This is a genomic window from Lutimonas saemankumensis, assembly GCF_020171465.1.
Taxonomy (GTDB): Bacteria; Bacteroidota; Bacteroidia; order Flavobacteriales; family Flavobacteriaceae; genus Lutimonas; species Lutimonas saemankumensis.
On record NZ_JAIUZR010000003.1, the window covers coordinates 568,251 to 588,023 of the forward strand.

The window sequence follows — 19,773 nt, forward strand, 5'->3', positions numbered from 1 at the left end:
CTTCACATAATTACTGCTTATAAAAAGGCAATTTTACCACGGTTGCGGGAAGGGACTTTTTCCTGACCTCGATATAAATTTTACTGCCAAATTTGGTGTGTCCCGTGTTGACATACCCCAATCCAATTCCTTTTTTGAGACTTGGACTCATTGTGCCTGAGGTAACGGTTCCAATTTTGTTCCCGTCTTCATCCAGAATAGTATAACCTTGTCTGGGTATCCCCCTTGCATCCAGTTCGAAGGCCCTCAGACGTCGGGTAACCCCATCCTCCTTCTGTTTCAAAAGCCCATCCTTGTTGACAAAATCTTTTGTGAATTTAGTGATCCATCCTAAACCGGCTTCAATAGGAGAAGTCGTGTCATCAATATCATTTCCATAAAGGCAATATCCCATTTCGAGCCTTAGCGTATCCCTTGCAGCCAGTCCGATTGGCTTGATACCAAATTCTTTTCCGGCTTCAAATACCTTGTTCCAAACCTTTTCCACTTCTTCATTCTTGCAGTAGATCTCAAATCCTCCACTACCCGTATAACCTGTGGCAGAAATAATCACATGTTCAATACCGGCAAACTCTGCCACCTTAAATTTATAAAAAGGTATTTCAGCCAGGTCCACAGATGTAAGTGACTGCATGGCTTCAACGGCTTTGGGCCCCTGAATGGCGAGTAAAGAGTAGTTGTCAGAAACATTTCTCATTTCCGCGTTATTACCGTTATGAGAGGCGATCCAGTTCCAGTCCTTTTCTATATTGGAGGCATTCACCACAAGCAGGTAGGTATGCTCTTTAACCCTGTAGATGATCAGGTCATCAACAATTCCACCTTTATCATTTGGCATACAGCTGTATTGGGCATCGCCAATTTCCAGTTTTGAAGCATCATTGGAGCTGATTCTCTGTATCAGTTCCAGTGCATTTTCTCCTTCGATCAAAAATTCTCCCATATGAGATACATCGAATACTCCGACAGAATTTCTTACAGTTTCATGTTCAACGTTAATTCCTTCATATTGAACGGGCATGTTATAACCAGCAAAAGGAACCATTTTCGCTCCAAGTGATTCGTGAACATGTGTGAGTGCAGTATTTTTCATGATGGATTATTTTATGCTAAAGTATAAAATCTGTATGGATTGGATAAAACTTTTTCACCGTAAATACACTACGGTGACTTGAGCAAATTTTTATATCTTTCGACTTCTAAATCTGATCCCCATGAAAACAAAGGTAATTTTAAGTTTTTTTCTTTTCATAATTTTTCAAAGTTCGCATAGTCAGGAAAATACGCCCACTGATTACATGTCTTCGGATTTTCATAAATCAAGAAGAGAAGCTTTAAGGGCCAGTATGCCCCCTAACAGCGTGGCGGTGTTTTTTGCAAACCCCATACGAAACCGTTCGAATGATGTGGACTTTATTTATCATCAGGACCCGAATTTTTATTATTTATCAGGTTTAAAAGAACCTCATTCGGTATTGGTCATCTATTCCGAGGACCAGGTAGAAGACGGAAAAACATTTAATGAGGCCCTTTATGTATATGAGAGAGGTGCACGATATAAAATTTATAACGGGCCGGGCGTAGGGGTAAAAGGAGCCATTGAAGATCTTGGATTTACCAATGTTTATCCGGGCAAAGCCTTTATTGAAGACCCCATTGACTTTTCGAAGTTCGACAAGGTGATGTTCAGAAAGTTTGAAAATGACGTTCGGCAAAAAGGATGGGAGCAACCTAATCTGTACGCTTTGATCGAGCAGTTCAAAACAAGTATCAACAGTATTCCTATGCCTGAAGGAAAAGAACTTGATTCGGATAAGGAATCTGCCCAATCAGTAGTGGATAACAAGACCTTAAGGACCTTAATGGCAAATTTGAGAGAAGTAAAAACCGATGAAGAATTGAAGCTGATCAAAAAGGCAGTTGAAATTTCCTGTGTGGGCCAGATTGAAGTAATGAAAGCCATGCATCCCGGGATGTCTGAAACCGAAACACAGGGTATCCATGAGATGGTGTTTAAAAAATACGGTTCTGAATATGAAGGATATCCATCCATTGTAGGGGCAGGAAATAACAGTTGTGTGCTGCATTATATAGACAACAATAAATTAGAGGCCGGCAATGATCTGATATTAATGGACCTGGGCGCCGAATACAGAGGATATACTGCTGACGTCACCAGAACGATTCCTGCGAGCGGAAAATTTACTGAAGAGCAAAAGCTTATTTACGATCTTGTGTACGAGGCGCAGGAAGCAGGTATGGCAGCTATGGTCATTGGAAGTGATGCCAGGAAAGTAGATGCGGCTGCAAGGGAAGTCGTTTACAAAGGGCTTCTGGAGTTGGGAATTACTGATTCTTTGGCACAGGGAAGACTGTATTTCCCTCACGGCACTTCGCATCATATTGGACTTGATGTTCATGATCTGAATAATCGTGGAGCATTTAAGGAAAACATGATTCTCACGGTGGAACCAGGAATCTATATTCCGGATGGAAGTCCCTGTGACGAAAAATGGTGGAAAATAGGTGTGAGAATTGAAGACGATGTTTTAATTACGAAAAACGGACCTGTCAATTATTCGGCTCTTGCCCCGAGAAAATCTGAAGAGATCGAAAAAATGATGGAACAGGAAAGTGTTTTCAATCATTTTCACCTGCCTGATCTGGACAGCGAAGAGGGTAAATAGGATTATTTAATGTTTTTTTCAAAATCGATATAGAAATTCGGATCCATGCTTACTTTTGAATCTGGATTTGGTAAAACCTGTTTTTGCCATTCCTTTCCGGGCCTGATCCAGATCTCTTTCTTGTCAATTATCATTTTTACGGGAATGTTGAAATTATCGACCGTATTTTTGAACCTGTAACTCATTTCTCCATTCTTAATTTTGCACTGTAACAACGGGACCTTGACTGTATTCAGGTATTGATCAAAGAAACCTTCAAGCTCAAGAGAAGTTTTATCCATGATGTAGTTTTCGAGCTGCTTACTGCTCAGGGTTTGATGGTAAAAGTCCTTATTGATATCTCTCAACAAGGATCTGAATTTTTCGTCATCACCAATGACCTGGCGCAAGGTATGTATCATGGCAGCTCCTTTCGGGTACATATCACCTGACCCTCTTTGATTAACTTTATAGATTCCTGTTACGGGGCGGTTGTTCGTTATGCGATCCCGAAAGCCGATCAAATATTCATTGCCTGCCTCGGTACCGAAATGGTAATCCAGATACAACACCTCGCTATAGGTGGTAAACCCTTCATGAATCCACATGTCAGCAACGTCATAATTTGTTAAACTATTGGCAAACCATTCATGGCCCGACTCGTGAATAATAATAAAGTCAAACTTTAGCCCCTGACCCGTAAGACTCAGATCTCCACCTAAATAACCATTTTCATAATTGTTACCATACGTTACTGAACTTTGATGTTCCATCCCCAGATATGGCGTTTCCACCAATTTAAATCCGTCTTCATAAAAGGGGTAAGGGCCAAACCAGTGTTCAAAAGCCTGAAGCATCATTGGAACCTGCTTAAATTGTTTTTTCGCTTTTTTCAGGTTGTAGGAAAGTACGTAGTAATCAAGATCAAGTTCTCCCTTTTCTCCTGGGTAAGTTTCAGAAAAATGGACATAATCTGCGATATTCATGTTGATTCCATATCCATTGATGGGGTTTACAACCTCCCAGGTAAAACTTTTTGATTTACCTGAACCTTTCTCCTCTATGAGCCTTCCATTTGCTACGGCGGTCAGGGAGGGAGGAACCTCTATTTTAAAACGAACCCCTTTATCAGGCTCGTCATAAGGAATGTCTTTGGATGGAAACCAGGAACTTGAACCAATGAGCTGGTTTGCATTCGCTATAAACGGATTCTTGTTCTTATCTGTTTTCCAAACAAAACCTCCGTCCCAGGGAGGATTTGATGATTCTGGAGGAATCCCTTCAAAAACAACTTCTATTTTCTCTATACTGCCTTTTTTTTGGGGTTTTACAAGGTTTATAAAATAGGCTGAGAATTCTTTTTTGTAGGTCAGAAATTCTCCATCCTGAGTAATGCTTTTAATTTTCATCGGGTCCTGCAGGTCAAGATGAAGGACAGGCATTTCATTAAGTACCTCGTAGCTAATGGTATTTTTTCCCGAAATAGATTTTTTCTCGATATCTACCGCAACGTCAAGATCATAATGAAGCAGATTCCACCAGGCACGTTCATCAGTAATGCTGCCACGAAGGCTGTCTTTTCGGCTATACTCCTGAGATGCCAGGCTAAACGAAATAAGTGCTAATAGCAGGAAAAAAATCTTTTTCATCATATGATTTTTAGGATGTATAAATATAGGAAAATATATGTCCATGTGGTTGTGAGACTTTTTCCTTTTGAATAAATTTGAGATATGAAAAAATTGCTGACCTTCACCTTACTTCTTTTTTGTATTGCCCTGCCAACCAAGGCTCAGACCAATGTTTCTGATCCGAATGAGGAAACTATTAAAGACTCTATTGGGACTTCAGTAAGCAAAGACGAGAGCAAAAAAAAGTTTAAGAAGGTCATCATCCCTACAGTAACGTATAATAATAGTTTTGGAGCGATTTTTGGATTTATGGCTTCGGGCTTTTATAAGCTCAATGGGAACGATTCTATTTCTCCCGAGTCGAGTTCCGCTTTGATCGGAGCATATTCCACCAATGATACCTGGTATTTGGTGCAAGCCAATAAGTTCTATTTTAAAGAGGATAAGTTCAGATCAAAACTTGTAGGAGGTCTGGGTTCTGTAAATTTTCAAACCTATTTGGATTGGGGGGATATCATAGGGTCACTACCACCCAATATTATTCCGATTCCTCCACCGGGAGATGGTTTTTTTATCGATTATAATACCCGGTTTCAATTTATATATCTTGATTTTTTGGTCCGTACCTACAAGCGGTTGTATTTAGGAGGAAATCTGGTTTATTCCCATTCACTTACTGAATTTGACTTGCCAGGTAACCCCAAAGAGGATCTGGATTTATTTGGTTTTGGATTCTCTTCTGAGTATGATACAAGAGATAATCAGTTTATGCCATTAAATGGATTCAACGGTAAATTTAACACGATGACCTTTCTTGAAAGTTTGGGAAGCAGTTCAAATTATACCAATATCAATCTTGAGTATAACAAGTATTTCCCACAGGGAGAGCGAAACACAATACTACTTCGCTTATACGGTCAGGCGGCAGTTGGGGATGTTCCTTTTGCCGGTCAGAACGTAGTGGGCCGCGATGACCTGCGAGGATATTCAAACGGTAAGTACAGGGCCAATCAAGTGTATGATATTCAGTCTGAATATCGTCATTGGTTTGCTAAAAGATGGGGTTATGTCGCTTTTGGCGGGGTCGCAACAGCGATAAATGACGCCAGTGACTTGTCTTTTGACAATCTTTTACCTGCTGTGGGTGGAGGAATACGATTCCTGGCTATTCCAAGCTCTAAAATAAGCGTTGGAATGGATGTAGCCGTGGGAAAAGATGACTGGGGTTTATATTTCAGAATAGGAGAGGCCTTTACACGATAAAACCCCGTTATATCAACTTATTCATCTTACAACTTATCAGTCTGACGTCAACAAAAAATTCTTCAATTCTGAATAGTCCGTCATGAATTGAGCAACCTTTGGCTTATCCATAACGCTCTTAATCTGCTCCGGAAAGGCTATTTTTTTATTGATAACAGGTTCCACAACATCAAGGAACTTAACAGGATGTGCCGTTTCAAGAAAAATTCCGGTTGAATCAGGGTTCGATTTCAGGTATTTCTTGAGGCCTAGATAACCCACTGCTCCGTGAGGATCCATGATATATCCTGTTTCCTCGTATACCTTGAGCATGGCAGCACGGGTTTGATCATCAGTAAACGAATAGGAGGAAAGGTTTTCTTTGATTAGCGCAAAGTCATTTTTATAGATTTCTCTTATTCGAATAAAATTGCTTGGATCCCCTACATCCATGGCATTGGAAATGGTTGCTACCGAACGAAGCGGGATATATTCTCCTTTTTCCATAAAATTAGGAACCACTTTATTGGCATTGGTCGATGCAACGAATTGCTGTACGGGCAGGCCAAGTTGCTGAGCCATGATTCCTGCACAGATATTTCCAAAATTTCCGCTGGGTGTGGAAAACACCAATGGTTTTGATCGGTCCTTAAGTTGTTTATACGCAAATGCAAAATAAAACATCTGGGGCAGCCACCTGGCCACATTGATCGAGTTGGCTGAGGTTAATTGAATTTTATCTGTTATCTCCGCATCCAGGAAGGCCTCTTTAACCATGGCCTGACAATCGTCAAAGGTGCCGTCTACCTCAAGGGCCTTAATGTTCTGACCCAGGGTCGTGAGCTGCTTTTCCTGAACCTCACTTACTTTTCCACTCGGGTATAGGATAACCACATTGACTCCTTTTACACCAAGAAACCCACTGGCAACAGCACCTCCCGTATCTCCGGAAGTGGCCACAAGAACGGTTACCTCATTGGATTGCTCTCGGTTGAAATAAGAAAGGCATCTTGCCATAAATCTACCTCCCACGTCCTTAAAGGCCATGGTTGGGCCATGGAATAGTTCAAGACTATAGACATCTTCTTCTACCTTTTCCAAAGGGAAATTGAAGCAAAGGGTGTCCTCAATGATATTTTTCAGCTCGGCCTCCGGAATTTCACCATCGATAAAGGGATTGATCATTTCAAAAGCCAATTCATTGGGTTCGTACTGATCTATGTTTTCAAATACCTCTATAAGTTTGGCAGGTATGGTTTCAGGAAAATACAGGCCCTTGTCGGGGGCGATTCCTTTTATTACAGCTTCTTTAAAACCTACTTTTGGTGCCTTGCCATGTAAACTGAAATATTGCATTATTGTTTCTTTACTATTTTAACTCCCTCCACGTTTATTTTTGATGTGTAAATCTGAAAGGGAATTTTGGTTTTTTTATAAACTTCATCAATAGCAAGACTCACTTTATGAGCAACTTGCTTATTTTTACTAAAAGTAAATATTGAAGGGCCTGATCCGGAAATTCCTCCACCAAGCGCGCCTGCTTTAACGGCATGTTTAATTACATTATCAAATTCCGGGATCAATTTTGATCGATGCGGTTCTACAATATAGTCGTTTAAAGATTCAGCAAACAAATGCGGGTCATTCGTATGAAGAGAATGAATCAAAGCTCCAACATTCGCCCATTGCTTTATGGCACTTTTTAGTTTTACGGTCTGAGGCAAAATATCTCTTGAAACCGAAGTTTTGATTTCTATTTGCGGATGAATAATGGTAGCGTATAAGCCTTCAATGGAAGGAAGCTCTAAAACTTTTATAGGATCATCAGACTTCACCAGGGTAAATCCCCCAAGAAGGGCAGGAGCAACATTATCAGCTATAGGAGCACCACAGGCCGCTCTTTCACCTTCAGCAGCATAAGGAATAAGTTGATGGCTCGAAAAAGGATTTCCAAGTAATTCATTTGCCGCAAACACTGCACCGGCCGCACTCGCAGCGCTGCTACCAACGCCGCTTCCCGGTTTAATATTTTTATAAATATCGATTTCAATACCAAAATCAGGTGCAACTTCCAGATCCTTCATCATCTGAATTACGGCAACACTGGCTACATTCTTTTCGGCTTCCAAGGGTAACTGCTCACCAATGATTTTCCCAATTCTGACTCCTGGCTCTTGCGTTTTACGGAGTACCATTTTGTCTCCAATGGAATCGAGACAGCATCCAAGTACATCAAATCCACAGGAAACATTGGCAATGGTGGCCGGAGAAAATATTTCGATTTGTTTCATGCTCAATTTTATTTGTTCCCCGTTCTGATAATATCTCCAAAAATTCCTGAAGCGGTAACATCTGCGCCTGCTCCAGCACCTTTGATGATCAGTGGCTGATCCTTGTACCGGTTTGTGTAGAACAGGACGATATTATCCTTTCCATCCAAATTGTAAAAGGGATGTTCCTTCGGGATATGCTGAAGCCCTACTGAGGCTTTACCGTCTTTATAGCTGGCTACATACTTTAATCGGCATTTTTCACTTTCGGCTGCTTCACGGAGCTTATTGAAATGGTCCGATTCCGTGATCAGGGTTTCCAGAAAATCCGGAACCGTATCGGCGTCAAGGGAAGATTGAGGAAGAAAAGATTCATTCTTAATGTCGTTCAGCTCGCTCTGTAAACCACTCTCTCTCATTAAAATAAGAATCTTTCTCATAACATCCACGCCACTGAGGTCAATTCGGGGGTCCGGCTCGGTGTACCCTTCTTCTCCGGCTCGTTTTACTACTTCAGAAAACGGGGTTTCACCATTGAAATGATTAAATACAAAATTCAGGCTTCCCGATAATACGGCCTGGATCTCAGTGATCTCATCCCCAGAAGCGATAAGGTTATTCAAAGTATCAATAATAGGCAGTCCTGCGCCCACATTGGTTTCGAACAAGAAGGGGGCATTATATTTTCTGGACAGGTATTTTAAGTGCTGGTAGTTGTCAAAGGCCGAAGAGCAGGCAATTTTATTGCAGGCCACAACGGCGATGCTATCTGAAAGGCAGTCCGCATATAAGTCGGGTACCCTGTCATTGGCTGTATTGTCAACAAATACACTGTTGCGTAAATTCAGGCCTTTCATTTTATCGATAAATCCTTCAAGATCCGCTTTTTCACCCTGTTGTTCCAGCTGATCTGCCCAATCCGACAACTCGATACCATCACTCCTGAAGAACATTTTTCTCGAATTACTTATGGCAACAACACGTAATTGCAAATGTTGTTTTTCTAAAAGGTAATCAGCCTGAAGCTTTATTTGCTCCAATAGCTTTCCACCTACATTGCCCACCCCGACAATAAAAAGATTGATCTGTTTGATCTGATCTTCAAAAAAAGCAGCATGTAAGGTGTTCAAAGCTTTTTTGACATCATTCTTGCTGATGACCGCCGAAATATTTTTTTCCGTTGACCCCTGGGCGATGGCTCGTATATTCACATTGTTTGCACCCAGTTCAGAGAACATTCTGCCGCTTATTCCCTGATGTGATTTCATATGATCCCCAACCAGGGCAATAATGGCCAGTTCTGTTTCGATAATCAGTGGATTAACCTTGTGCTGAATAATTTCAAACTCAAATTCCTGGTCCACTGATTTTTTGGCCAGATCACTTTCATCAGAATCAATGGCAATACAAATTGAATGTTCACTGGAGGCCTGCGTGATAAATTTTACGTTAATTCCTTTTTTTGCCAGAGCTCCGAACAAGCGTTCTGAAATTCCGGGAACTCCGACCATTCCATTTCCTTCAAGCGTGAGTAACGCGATATCTTCAATATGGCTGATTCCTTTTACGGTTGATCCGGATACCAAAGACTTTTCTGCAATCAACGTGCCCTTATCCTTGGCGGACAACGTGTTCTTTATCAAAATTGGGATCCTTTTATCCAGAACGGGTTGAATAGTAGGGGGGTAGAGTACTTTGGCACCAAAATGAGAAAGTTCCATGGCTTCCTGATAGGATATTTCCTCAATCGGGTACGCTTGTCTTACCAACTTTGGATTAGCCGTATACATACCACTCACATCCGTCCAGATTTCCAAAATATTCGCTCCCGCGGCATTGGCGATAATGGCTGCCGTATAATCTGATCCACCCCTTCCAAGGGTAGTTGTTTCATTTGACTGATTTGAAGATATGAACCCGGGAAATAAAAAAACTTCTGCCGAATTACTGCCCAATGCATCTTTCAGGTTTTTACGAGTAAGTTCAAAATCAACTTCAGCATTCAAATAATTATCATCGGTTTTTATTACCTCACGGCTGTCAATTAATGTGGCATTTAATGCATTCTGCAACATAGCCTGATGGATAATGAAAGAAGACATAATTTCTCCAAGGCTTACAATTCTGGCCGAGGTTTTGTCGGAAAGGTCATTAAGCAGGGAAATACTATGCAGGATTTCCTTTAATTGATTCAGCTTTTTGGCAACTTCTGCTTTACAGTTTGTTTGGTTGTCATGCGGGAGAAGGTTTTCTATGGCCTCAAAATGCCTTTTCTCAATCTGATCTACGATTTTTTCAAACCTCAAATCATTTTTAAGGGCCAGATCAGAAGCCTCGATCAAAAGGTTTGTTACCCCCCCAAGTGCTGAAACCACTATGGCAGTCTGTTCTTTCTTTTCCTTAACTATCTGGATTACTCTTTTTATGTTCTCAGCGGATCCTACTGAAGTTCCACCGAATTTCGAAACTATCATCGTTTTGAATTTTTATTCTTGAAATGTACTTTTTTATTGTAAAGATTCTCGACTTACTTCTTGTAAACAGATTCTTTTTGGGACGTAGTAATATATGCAAAACAACCCCTAAAGGGTGTTCATAGTGAACGTAGCTGTTGTTGTAAGACAGCGAAGTGAAGACGTTAAGTTGACTATTTTTTGCATGATGAGGCAAATATATATTTCTTTTTTTAATTGATAAAGAATATTGCATTTTTTTTGATAATAGAAAATGTTCAAAAAAAATGTTTGAATTATTCTCATTGATTACCCCATTGGTTTATTTATTCAATTTCGTAAATACGTATAGAACCAGCCTGATAATAAATAAAAATTCATATGAATCAGAATTATTCATTTTAAAAAATGGGCTCTAAGAAGCTAATATTGAAACTATTGGGTTATCTTTAGGCAAACCTTAAAAATATTTACTATGTCAAACCTTATCTCGAAAGTATCCGGAACGGTGAAAAACTGGTGGGTCTTTCTTATTATCGGAATTTTATTGATTCTAAGTGCCTACTGGATGTTTTCTACTCCCGTTGAAAGTTTTGTTGGACTCGCAAGCTTCTTTAGTGCCCTTATATTTGTAAGCGGATTATTTAGTGTGTTTTTTGCACTGACCAATAAAGATGATATTGATAACTTTGGACTCTACCTGGCCAGTGGTATCCTGGATGTAATTGTCGGTTTCATTTTACTCAAATACCCTGGTCTTACAGTGGTCCTCTTTTCCATGTTCATTGGATTCTGGCTCTTGTTCAGGGGTTTCTATATGATTTCAGCTTCCTTTAAAATAAAAAAAGTAGGAGTTGGAAATTGGGGCTGGGTTTTGTTATTTGGTATTCTTGTTGTGATTTTTGCGATGATGTCTATCATTAACCCATTGATAGGTGCAGCTTACCTGGTGTATACATTGGCATTTACATTAGTTTTACTCGGAATCGCGAATATCATGCTTTCTTTGAGGTTACATAAAGTTAAATCCGGTGTTAAGGATATCAAGGAGAAATTGCAGGGATAAACGATGTATGTAATCAGATATAAAAAAGCGAGGCAAAGCCTCGCTTTTTAATTTTTAAACCATGATCCCTAAACGGATCATCAAAAATTTCATGATAAGAACCAGATTATTTCGATTCCTTTTCCTTTTCAATTTTGATCTGAAGTTCATCTTTACTCTTGTCCAGATCCATAAAGATAGTGTCATTCTCACCTAAATTGGCATTGACGATCTCTTCAGCAAGCGCGTCTTCAATATACTTCTGAATGGCCCTTTTAAGAGGCCTTGCTCCATACTGTTTGTCAAAACCTTTTTCAACGATAAAATCTTTCGCTGCTTCGGTTAATTTAAGCTTGTAGCCGAGGTCAGAAATTCTTGATAATAATTTGGCCAGTTCAATATCAATTATGGCATGGATGTCTTTCCTTTCAAGGGCATTAAACACGATCACATCGTCAATTCTATTTAGGAATTCGGGTGCAAAACTCTTTTTAAGGGCGTTTTGGATAATGCTTTTTGCATTGGCATCAGCCTGCTCTTTTTTGGACGCTGTACCAAATCCAACTCCCTGTCCAAAGTCTTTTAATTGTCTCGAGCCAATGTTAGAGGTCATGATAATTATTGTATGCCTGAAATCAATTTTTCGCCCAAGACTATCGGTGATGTAACCATCATCCAGAATCTGCAGCAACATATTAAATACGTCGGGATGTGCTTTTTCAATTTCATCCAGCAGAACAACAGCATAAGGTTTGCGTCTAACTTTTTCCGTCAACTGCCCACCTTCTTCATAGCCCACATATCCCGGAGGAGCACCAATTAGCCTAGAAATGGCAAATTTTTCCATATACTCACTCATGTCAATGCGGACAAGTGCATCGGGTGAATCAAATAACTGAGTAGCCAAAACTTTGGCCAACTGGGTTTTACCCACACCCGTCTGTCCAAGGAAGATAAAGGATCCGATAGGTTTGTTCGGATCTTTAAGGCCCACACGGTTTCTTTGGATAGCCTTAACCACTTTCATAACAGCTTCGTCCTGTCCAATGACTTTACCTTTGATAAGATCTGGCAGGTCCTTGAGTCGCTTACTTTCCGCTTCGGCAATTCTGTTCACGGGTATTCCCGTCATCATGCTTACAACTTCGGCAACATTGTCTTCGGTTACTGTTTCTTTATGCAGTTTGGACTGTTCTTCCCAGTCTAACTGAGCCGTTTCCAGTTCCTTTTCTGTTCTTTTCTCATCATCACGCAGTTTTGCCGCTTCTTCATACTTCTGGCTCTTTACCACGTCATTTTTATGTTCTCTGATCTCCTCGAGTTTCTTTTCCAGTTCCAGTACGGTTTTAGGAACCACAATGTTGGTGATATGAATTCTTGAACCGGCTTCATCCAAAGCATCAATAGCCTTGTCAGGTAAATATCTGTCGGTCATATAGCGATTCGTCAATGTGACACATGCCTTTATGGCTTCCGGGGTAAAGACCACATTGTGATGATCTTCATATTTATTTTTGATGTTCTCAAGAATCTGAATGGTTTCTTCAACGCTTGTAGGTTCAACCATTACTTTTTGGAATCTTCTTTCCAGAGCACCGTCTTTTTCGATGTTCTGTCTGAATTCGTCCAGGGTGGTAGCTCCGATACATTGGATTTCCCCCCTGGCCAGGGCAGGTTTGAACATATTTGAAGCATCAAGCGAGCCCGTTGCTCCACCCGCGCCAACGATCGTGTGGATTTCATCAATGAAAAGTATAATATCATCATTCTTTTCCAGTTCATTCATCAGCGCCTTCATTCTTTCTTCAAACTGACCACGATATTTTGTTCCCGCAACCAAGCTTGCAAGATCAAGGGACACAATTCGTTTATTAAAGAGAATCCTCGATACTTTTTTCTGGATAATCCGTAAGGCAAGCCCTTCTGCAATTGCAGATTTACCTACTCCTGGTTCTCCAATAAGAATGGGATTGTTTTTCTTTCTTCTGCTTAAAATCTGGGAGATACGTTCTATTTCACGCTTTCTTCCTACTACGGGGTCAAGCTTGCCTCCTTCAGCCAGAAGCGTTAAATCTCTTCCGAAATTATCTAGAACTGGGGTTTTGGATTTTTTTGCCACGTTACTTTTTGATCCCTGATAAGGATTCTTTTTTGGTTCGTTAAAATCTTCCGGAGGCGTCTCTGCTACCGGGCTTTCTGTAATATCCTCTTCTTTATTTCCTGCAAACAATTCCTGAAACACTTCTTTGACATCTTCGTAAAACACATCAAAATTGTGCAAGACCTTCGTTGTAGGATCGTTTTCATTTCTTAAAATACAGAGCAAAAGATGCGCTGTACTTATGGCATCACTTTTAAAAAGCTTTGCTTCCAGAAAAGTTGTCTTCAAGGCTTTTTCAGCCTGTTTTGTAAGGTGAAGACTTTTTTTATCGTTAACTCCGGATGAGGCTGAACCGACTTCATGAAGTAATTCTATTTTTTTTCTCAGTGCCGAAAAATTCAGCTCGAATGTATTCAATATGTCATAGGCTTCGCCTTTTCCTTTGCGTAAAATGCCAAGCATCAAGTGTTCAGTACCTATAAAATCATGTCCCAGTCTCAACGCTTCTTCCTTGCTATAGGCAATTACATCCTTTACTTTTGGTGAAAAATTATCGTCCATTTGCTTGTTGTTTATGATGTAAATTTAGTAGATTTTTTAACTAATTCATTACAAAAGTTATCAGCAACTATTAAGTTCATACTAAGTTACTAAAATTCAAGGAAATAATTCGGAGGAATTGTTAATAACTAATCTCAATAAAAATGCCTCCGGGTCTCCCTAAAAATAAGAATAATTGTATATTGCTCCAGCTAAAAAAATACGATTAAAAACGGTAATTAAATATGGCGGAACAGGATAAAATTATTCCAATTAATATTGAGGAGGAAATGAAATCGGCCTACATCGATTATTCGATGTCCGTAATTGTTTCAAGAGCGCTTCCGGATGTAAGGGACGGATTAAAACCGGTTCATAGAAGGGTTTTGTTCGGGATGCATGAATTGGGTATCAAAGCCACAGGAGCTCATAAGAAATCGGCCAGGGTTGTCGGGGAGGTTTTAGGTAAGTATCACCCCCATGGAGATACATCGGTTTACGATGCCATGGTGCGGATGGCCCAGGACTGGAGCATGCGTTATGAACTGGTTGATGGGCAGGGGAACTTTGGCTCACCCGACGGAGACAGCCCGGCGGCAATGCGTTATACTGAGGTCAGAATGAGAAAGATCTCAGAAGAGATGCTGGCCGATATAGAAAAGGACACGGTTGATCATCGACTCAACTTTGATGATACGCTTCAGGAGCCTACGGTGCTGCCAACAAGGATTCCAAGTTTACTTGTCAATGGGGCCTCGGGAATTGCCGTGGGTATGGCTACCAATATGGCTCCTCATAATTTGAACGAAGTAGTTGACGGAACGGTAGCTTATATCGATAATCGTGACATTGAAGTTGAAGAACTGATTCAATATATTAAGGCACCTGATTTTCCAACAGGAGGGACCATTTATGGCTACGAGGGAGTTAAACAGGCCTTTTTGACGGGTCGCGGGCGAGTTGTCATGCGCGCCAAGGCTAATTTCGAAGAAGTGAACGGAAGAGAGTGCATCGTCGTAACCGAATTGCCCTACCAGGTAAACGGCTCAGAGCTGTTGAAGAAAACGGTTGATTTGATCAATGATCATAAAATTGACGGAATCGCTTCCATAAGAGACGAGACCAGCAGAAAAGGAAGAAGGCTCGTTTATGTTTTAAAGAGAGATGCTATTCCAAACATTGTACTCAATAAACTTTATAAGTATACTGCCCTTCAAACTTCATTCAGCGTAAATAACATTGCTTTGGTCAATGGAAAACCTGAAGTTCTTAATTTAAAGGACCTTATCGTGCACTTTGTTGATCACAGGCATGAAGTTGTGGTGAGGAGAACCAAGTTTGAACTTGAAAAGGCAGAAGCAAGAGCTCATATACTTGAAGGTCTGATCATCGCAAGTGATAATATCGATGAGGTGATCAAACTGATCAGGGCTTCAGGGAATGCGGACGAGGCAAGAGAAAAGCTGATGGAGCGTTTTGAACTGAGTGAGGTTCAGGCAAAGGCGATTGTTGAGATGAGGCTAAGGCAGTTAACAGGCCTCGAGCAGGATAAGTTGAGAGCTGAATACGAAGAGATCATGAAATTGATCGAGGATCTTAAAGATATCCTGGACAGTGAACCAAGAAGAATGGAGATCATCAAGAATGAATTGCTGGAAATCAAAGAAAAATACGGTGATGAAAGAAGATCTGTAATTGAATATGCCGGCGGGGAACTCAATATTGAAGATATGATCCCGAATTCGCAGGTGGTTGTTACCATTTCTCATGCCGGATATGTAAAGCGAACTGATCTTTCTGAGTATAAAATTCAGAATAGAGGGGGAAGAGGCCAAAAAGGTGTTGCTACGAGAAATGAAGACTTCCTTGAGCACCTGTTTGTTGCCACGAACCATCAGTATATGCTTTTCTTCACTCAAAAAGGGAAAGTGTTCTGGATGCGTGTTTATGAAATTCCGGAAGGTAATAAGACCTCAAAAGGAAGAGCTATTCAGAACTTGATCAATATTGAAAATGACGATAAGGTAAAAGCGTTTTTAGTTACCCAGGACCTTAAGGACGAGGAGTATGTGAACAACAATTATGTAGTGATGGTGACTAAGAAAGGTCAAACCAAAAAGACTTCTCTTGAGCAATATTCCAGGCCAAGGACCAATGGTATAAATGCTATTACCATTAAAGAGGGCGATGAGCTTCTTGAGGCTAAGTTGACCAACGGTGCCAGTCAGATCATGATTGCTGCCAAATCCGGGAAATCCATACGGTTTGAGGAAAGTAAGACGCGGCCGATGGGTAGAAATGCATCCGGGGTGAGAGGAATTACCTTGAGAGATGAAAATGATGAGGTTGTAGGAATGGTATCGATTCAGGACGATGCAAGTGATATTCTGGTAGTTTCTGAAAAAGGTTATGGGAAACGATCGAAACTTGATGACTACAGAATCACGAATCGTGGCGGTAAAGGAGTTAAAACCATAAATATTACCGAGAAGACAGGTGAACTGGTAGCCATTAAAAATGTAGTTGATGAGGATGACCTGATGATCATCAACAAATCGGGTATCACGATTCGATTGAGCGTTGCCAATCTCAGAGTTATGGGGCGTGCCACCCAGGGAGTAAAACTCATTAATATAAAAGACAATGATTCAATAGCAGCAGTTGCAAAGGTAAAGCGCGAAGAGTCAGATGTGGATGAAATTGATGAGGAAGAAATAAAAACTGATGAAAATCATAATAATAATGAGCAAAATGATTAATTTTGCACGCTAAATAATTAAATAACAAAATATTAAATATTAATATGAAAAATCAAATCTTGTTACTGGTGGCTCTTTTCATGTGTACGGTAACATTCGCTCAAAAGGATGAAATTAAGGCTGCCGAAAAAGCCATCAAAAAAGATGATTATGCTGCGGCACAAGCTCAGATTCAAAGTGCTGAATCATTGATTGCAAATGCAGATGACAAAACCAAAGCAAAATTTTACTACCTGAAAGGTGAAACTTATGCCGGATTGGCAAAAACGGACCCTTCTGCAGAGAACTATGACCAGGCTGCATCATCGTTTAATGCATTATTTGATGTTGAGGAGAAATTAGGATCGAGCAAATATACAACCATGGCAGAACCTACGTTGAATACGATGATTTCTGAGGTTTCAGCAAAAGGAATCAAATCTTACCAGGACAAAAATTACGAAGCTGCCAAAACAGAATTGCATCAGGTTTACAGTTTGAGCCCAAGAGATACTGTTTATTTGGAATATGCTGCAAATGCTGCCTACATGGCAAAAGATTTTGATCTTGCTTTAGATTACTTTACCACCCTGAAAGATTTGGGTTATACTGGAATTGCAACAGAATACACAGCCGTTAATGTTGAAACAGGAGAAAGAGAAAATATGGGTTCCAAGGCTCAAATGGACCTTATGGTAAAAGCTGGTTCTTACTCAGACCCAAAAGAGATAACCTCTGAATCCAAGCAACCAACCATCATCAAGAACATAGCTTTTGTTCACGTGGAAAAAGGCGATACTGAAAAAGCCATTGCGGCTGTTAAGGACGCAAGAAAAGTTGCGCCGGAAGATGTTGCGCTTATTTTAACTGAGGCGAATCTTCAGATCAAATTGGGTAACAGAGACGAGTTTGCGAGTTTGATGAGCCAGGCAATTGAATTGGACCCTACAAACCCAACCTTGTATTTCAATTTGGGTGTGATTGCTGGAGAGCAGGGAGAATCTGAAAAATCAAAGGAGTATTATAAAAAGGCCATTGAATTAGATCCTGATTATGTTGACGCTTATATCAATCTGGGATCTGCTATTTTAGAGGATGACAAGGTATTGGTTGAAGAAATGAATAAAAGCCTGAATGATTTTGACAAATACGATGAGATAAAAGCAAAACAGATTGCCTTGTACAAAGAAGTTATTCCTGTTTATGAGAAAGCGTATAGCTTAAGACCAAACGATCTTGATACGATCAGAACCTTAATGAGCCTGTATGAAAATACTGAAATGAACGATAAGTTCCAGGCCATGAAGGAAAAGTATGATTCGATGAAATAAGAAATAAATACTGATGAGGAAAAGCTATTGCAATTATGTGATAGCTTTTTTTTTGCCTTTTAGTCGTTTAGATCGTAGGTGTAGATATTACCCCCAAAAAGGCCTTTAAAATTTTCATCGGCAATGACCAGGGTAGAGTCGTTATAAAATGTAATTGCCTCTTTTTGAGTTATTAAACCGAGATCTATTTCTTTTAAATCACCGGAGAAAAAATCATCTTTTTCCCAATTCTCGAAGAGCCAGATTTTGTTTGAACCCAAAAGGGCAAGCTTTTTACGATTTGGGCTCAGGGCTGCCCCGGTAATCCAGCATTGGTATTTTCCTGCCTTACAGGTTTGAAAGCTACTTACTTTTTGTGCCTTTTGATTGGATGCATAATCTTCCATACGGTAGAGATTCGTCAATCCATCGAAGGGTTTTGTACGATTCTTGGTAAACAGATACAATCTCCCCTTATAAAAGACAAAAGCTTCAAGGTCGAAATTTTTTAGGCTGTCCTTAGGGTTGCCAAGATTCTGGTCGATAAATTTGAATCTGATTATTTCCGCTTCCGTTTGAGCCGTCTTAAGATCTATTGGGTTCTCTATCTTGTAAATGGTCAGGTCCCTGCGATCATTTTTATTGTTGCCGAAATCGCCTATAAAAAAATGTCCAAAGTCATCCTGGGTCAGATCCTCCCAGTCAATGTTTTTTGCGTTGATTATGTCTACGGACCTCACGAGCTTGCCCAACGTGTCAAGCTGGTGTATCTCCGTACTGTTTCCACTGTCATTGATGGCCCAAAGGTTCCCGTGTTTGTCGAATTCAATTCCTGAAATCTCCCCAAGTCGCTCATCTACAGATAAGAGCTTATGGCTATAATTCAAATATACCTTCCAGATAATGATACCGAGGACTATAATGCTCGCAATTAAAAACCGATGCCGTTTTTTTATTTTCATAATTTAAGCCAAGGGTTGATGAACTCAAGAAAAAGTATTTTGTTAAAAGATTTGCTTCATTACCCTTAATTTATGGGTATGTCTTTTTGTGTCAACATTATATATTCCGCTGGAATCTATTCTGTCAATTCTTACCTTTCCATGGCAATGGATGATGTAATTATTGGCCAGAAGAATTCCGCAATGTATGATCTCACCTTCTTCATTGTCAAAAAATGCCAGATCTCCGGGTTCGCATTCTTCAATAAAACTCAGTACTTCTCCCTGGCTAGCCTGTTGATGGGCATCCCGGAACAACTGGTATCCGTTGATTCTGTATACCATTTGAGTAAATCCCGAACAATCCACACCTAAAGGAGTTCTGCCACCCCATAAAAATGGCGAATTCAAAAATTTATAGGCCGTGAGGACCAAACTGGATTTTGGTTTTCTTCCATGAATTACTTCCCCTTCAAACTCAAGTTTTTGCTCGTTCATCACAAACTGGCCTGATTCAAATTCGGGAAGTACCGCTCCAAGGGTCAGAATCTGAAGCTGATCTTTTTGATCATTGATATAAGTGGCCATTTCATTGGAAAAATGTTTTTCGCTCTCAGAAATCCTTTTAAATCGATCCTTATCAAGTGGGTAAACCTGTTTCTTAAGCACCCAGCCTTCATAAAAATCGTAGTCCATATGTATTTTAAGCCAATCTGAATTCTCAAATATTACCTGAAAAACCTCGCCAAATAACAACTGTGAAACCATTTCACTTTGATCTGAGGGTTCTTTTCTGATTGCGATACAATTAAGATGACAAATTCCGAATTCCATGC

General features: G+C 40.2%; 13 protein-coding genes. 5 read left to right on the top strand and 8 right to left on the bottom strand.

Annotated elements, in window-relative coordinates; translation table 11 throughout:
* Positions 1 to 10: 10 nt before the first annotated feature.
* Positions 11 to 1,093 carry a glycine cleavage system aminomethyltransferase GcvT gene (gene gcvT, locus LCM02_RS04040; RefSeq protein ID WP_224927043.1) on the bottom strand — a complete coding sequence of 361 codons (1,083 nt, stop codon included), beginning with the start codon at positions 1,091 to 1,093 and terminating at the stop codon, positions 11 to 13.
* Positions 1,094 to 1,214: 121 nt separating this feature from the next.
* On the opposite strand from gcvT, the gene LCM02_RS04045 reads away from it, so the two are divergent.
* On the top strand, positions 1,215 to 2,687 hold the full coding sequence (locus LCM02_RS04045) for an aminopeptidase P family protein (protein WP_224927044.1): 1,473 nt from the start codon (positions 1,215 to 1,217) through the stop codon (positions 2,685 to 2,687).
* A gap of 2 nt (positions 2,688 to 2,689) precedes the next feature.
* On the opposite strand, the gene LCM02_RS04050 is transcribed toward LCM02_RS04045, so the two are convergent.
* Complete coding sequence (locus LCM02_RS04050) at positions 2,690 to 4,315, bottom strand: M1 family metallopeptidase (RefSeq protein ID WP_224927045.1); 1,626 nt, start codon at positions 4,313 to 4,315, stop codon at positions 2,690 to 2,692.
* Positions 4,316 to 4,399: 84 nt separating this feature from the next.
* Here LCM02_RS04050 and LCM02_RS04055 point away from each other — a divergent pair, with 84 nt between their 5' ends.
* Entirely contained in the window at positions 4,400 to 5,560 is a 1,161-nt protein-coding gene (locus LCM02_RS04055) for a BamA/TamA family outer membrane protein (protein ID WP_224927046.1), read from the top strand.
* Positions 5,561 to 5,596: 36 nt separating this feature from the next.
* On the opposite strand, the gene thrC is transcribed toward LCM02_RS04055, so the two are convergent.
* Genes thrC through thrA form a run of 3 tightly spaced genes read right to left on the bottom strand, consistent with a single transcriptional unit; the run spans position 5,597 to position 10,283 of the window.
* Positions 5,597 to 6,895: a threonine synthase gene (thrC, locus tag LCM02_RS04060; RefSeq protein WP_224927047.1), complete on the bottom strand. Its 1,299-nt coding sequence runs from the start codon at positions 6,893 to 6,895 to the stop codon at positions 5,597 to 5,599.
* Positions 6,895 to 7,830 carry a homoserine kinase gene (locus LCM02_RS04065; protein WP_224927048.1) on the bottom strand — a complete coding sequence of 312 codons (936 nt, stop codon included), beginning with the start codon at positions 7,828 to 7,830 and terminating at the stop codon, positions 6,895 to 6,897. The genes thrC and LCM02_RS04065 overlap by 1 nt, the downstream gene beginning before the upstream one ends.
* Before the next feature lie 8 nt (positions 7,831 to 7,838).
* Positions 7,839 to 10,283, bottom strand: a complete 2,445-nt coding sequence (gene thrA, locus LCM02_RS04070) for a bifunctional aspartate kinase/homoserine dehydrogenase I (protein WP_224927049.1) — start codon at positions 10,281 to 10,283, stop codon at positions 7,839 to 7,841.
* Between the two features lie 454 nt (positions 10,284 to 10,737).
* Between thrA and LCM02_RS04075 the strand changes: the two genes are divergently transcribed.
* Positions 10,738 to 11,328, top strand: a complete 591-nt coding sequence (locus LCM02_RS04075; RefSeq protein ID WP_224927050.1) for an HdeD family acid-resistance protein — start codon at positions 10,738 to 10,740, stop codon at positions 11,326 to 11,328.
* Between the two features lie 106 nt (positions 11,329 to 11,434).
* Here the strand turns inward: LCM02_RS04075 and LCM02_RS04080 are convergent, their stop codons facing one another.
* Positions 11,435 to 13,969 carry an ATP-dependent Clp protease ATP-binding subunit gene (locus LCM02_RS04080; protein WP_224927051.1) on the bottom strand — a complete coding sequence of 845 codons (2,535 nt, stop codon included), beginning with the start codon at positions 13,967 to 13,969 and terminating at the stop codon, positions 11,435 to 11,437.
* Positions 13,970 to 14,193: 224 nt separating this feature from the next.
* On the opposite strand from LCM02_RS04080, the gene gyrA reads away from it, so the two are divergent.
* Both gyrA and LCM02_RS04090 read left to right on the top strand, forming a co-directional pair.
* Complete coding sequence (gyrA, locus tag LCM02_RS04085; protein ID WP_224927052.1) at positions 14,194 to 16,707, top strand: DNA gyrase subunit A; 2,514 nt, start codon at positions 14,194 to 14,196, stop codon at positions 16,705 to 16,707.
* A 44-nt stretch (positions 16,708 to 16,751) separates the two neighbouring features.
* Entirely contained in the window at positions 16,752 to 18,017 is a 1,266-nt protein-coding gene (locus tag LCM02_RS04090) for a tetratricopeptide repeat protein (protein WP_224927053.1), read from the top strand.
* A gap of 59 nt (positions 18,018 to 18,076) precedes the next feature.
* Here the strand turns inward: LCM02_RS04090 and LCM02_RS04095 are convergent, their stop codons facing one another.
* The gene (locus LCM02_RS04095; RefSeq protein WP_224927054.1) at positions 18,077 to 18,958 is read right to left on the bottom strand and encodes an SdiA-regulated/phytase-like domain-containing protein; all 882 of its coding nucleotides are present in this window, start codon (positions 18,956 to 18,958) and stop codon (positions 18,077 to 18,079) included.
* 42 nt (positions 18,959 to 19,000) lie between these two features.
* Positions 19,001 to 19,771: a C40 family peptidase gene (locus LCM02_RS04100; RefSeq protein WP_224927055.1), complete on the bottom strand. Its 771-nt coding sequence runs from the start codon at positions 19,769 to 19,771 to the stop codon at positions 19,001 to 19,003.
* Positions 19,772 to 19,773: the final 2 nt, after the last annotated feature.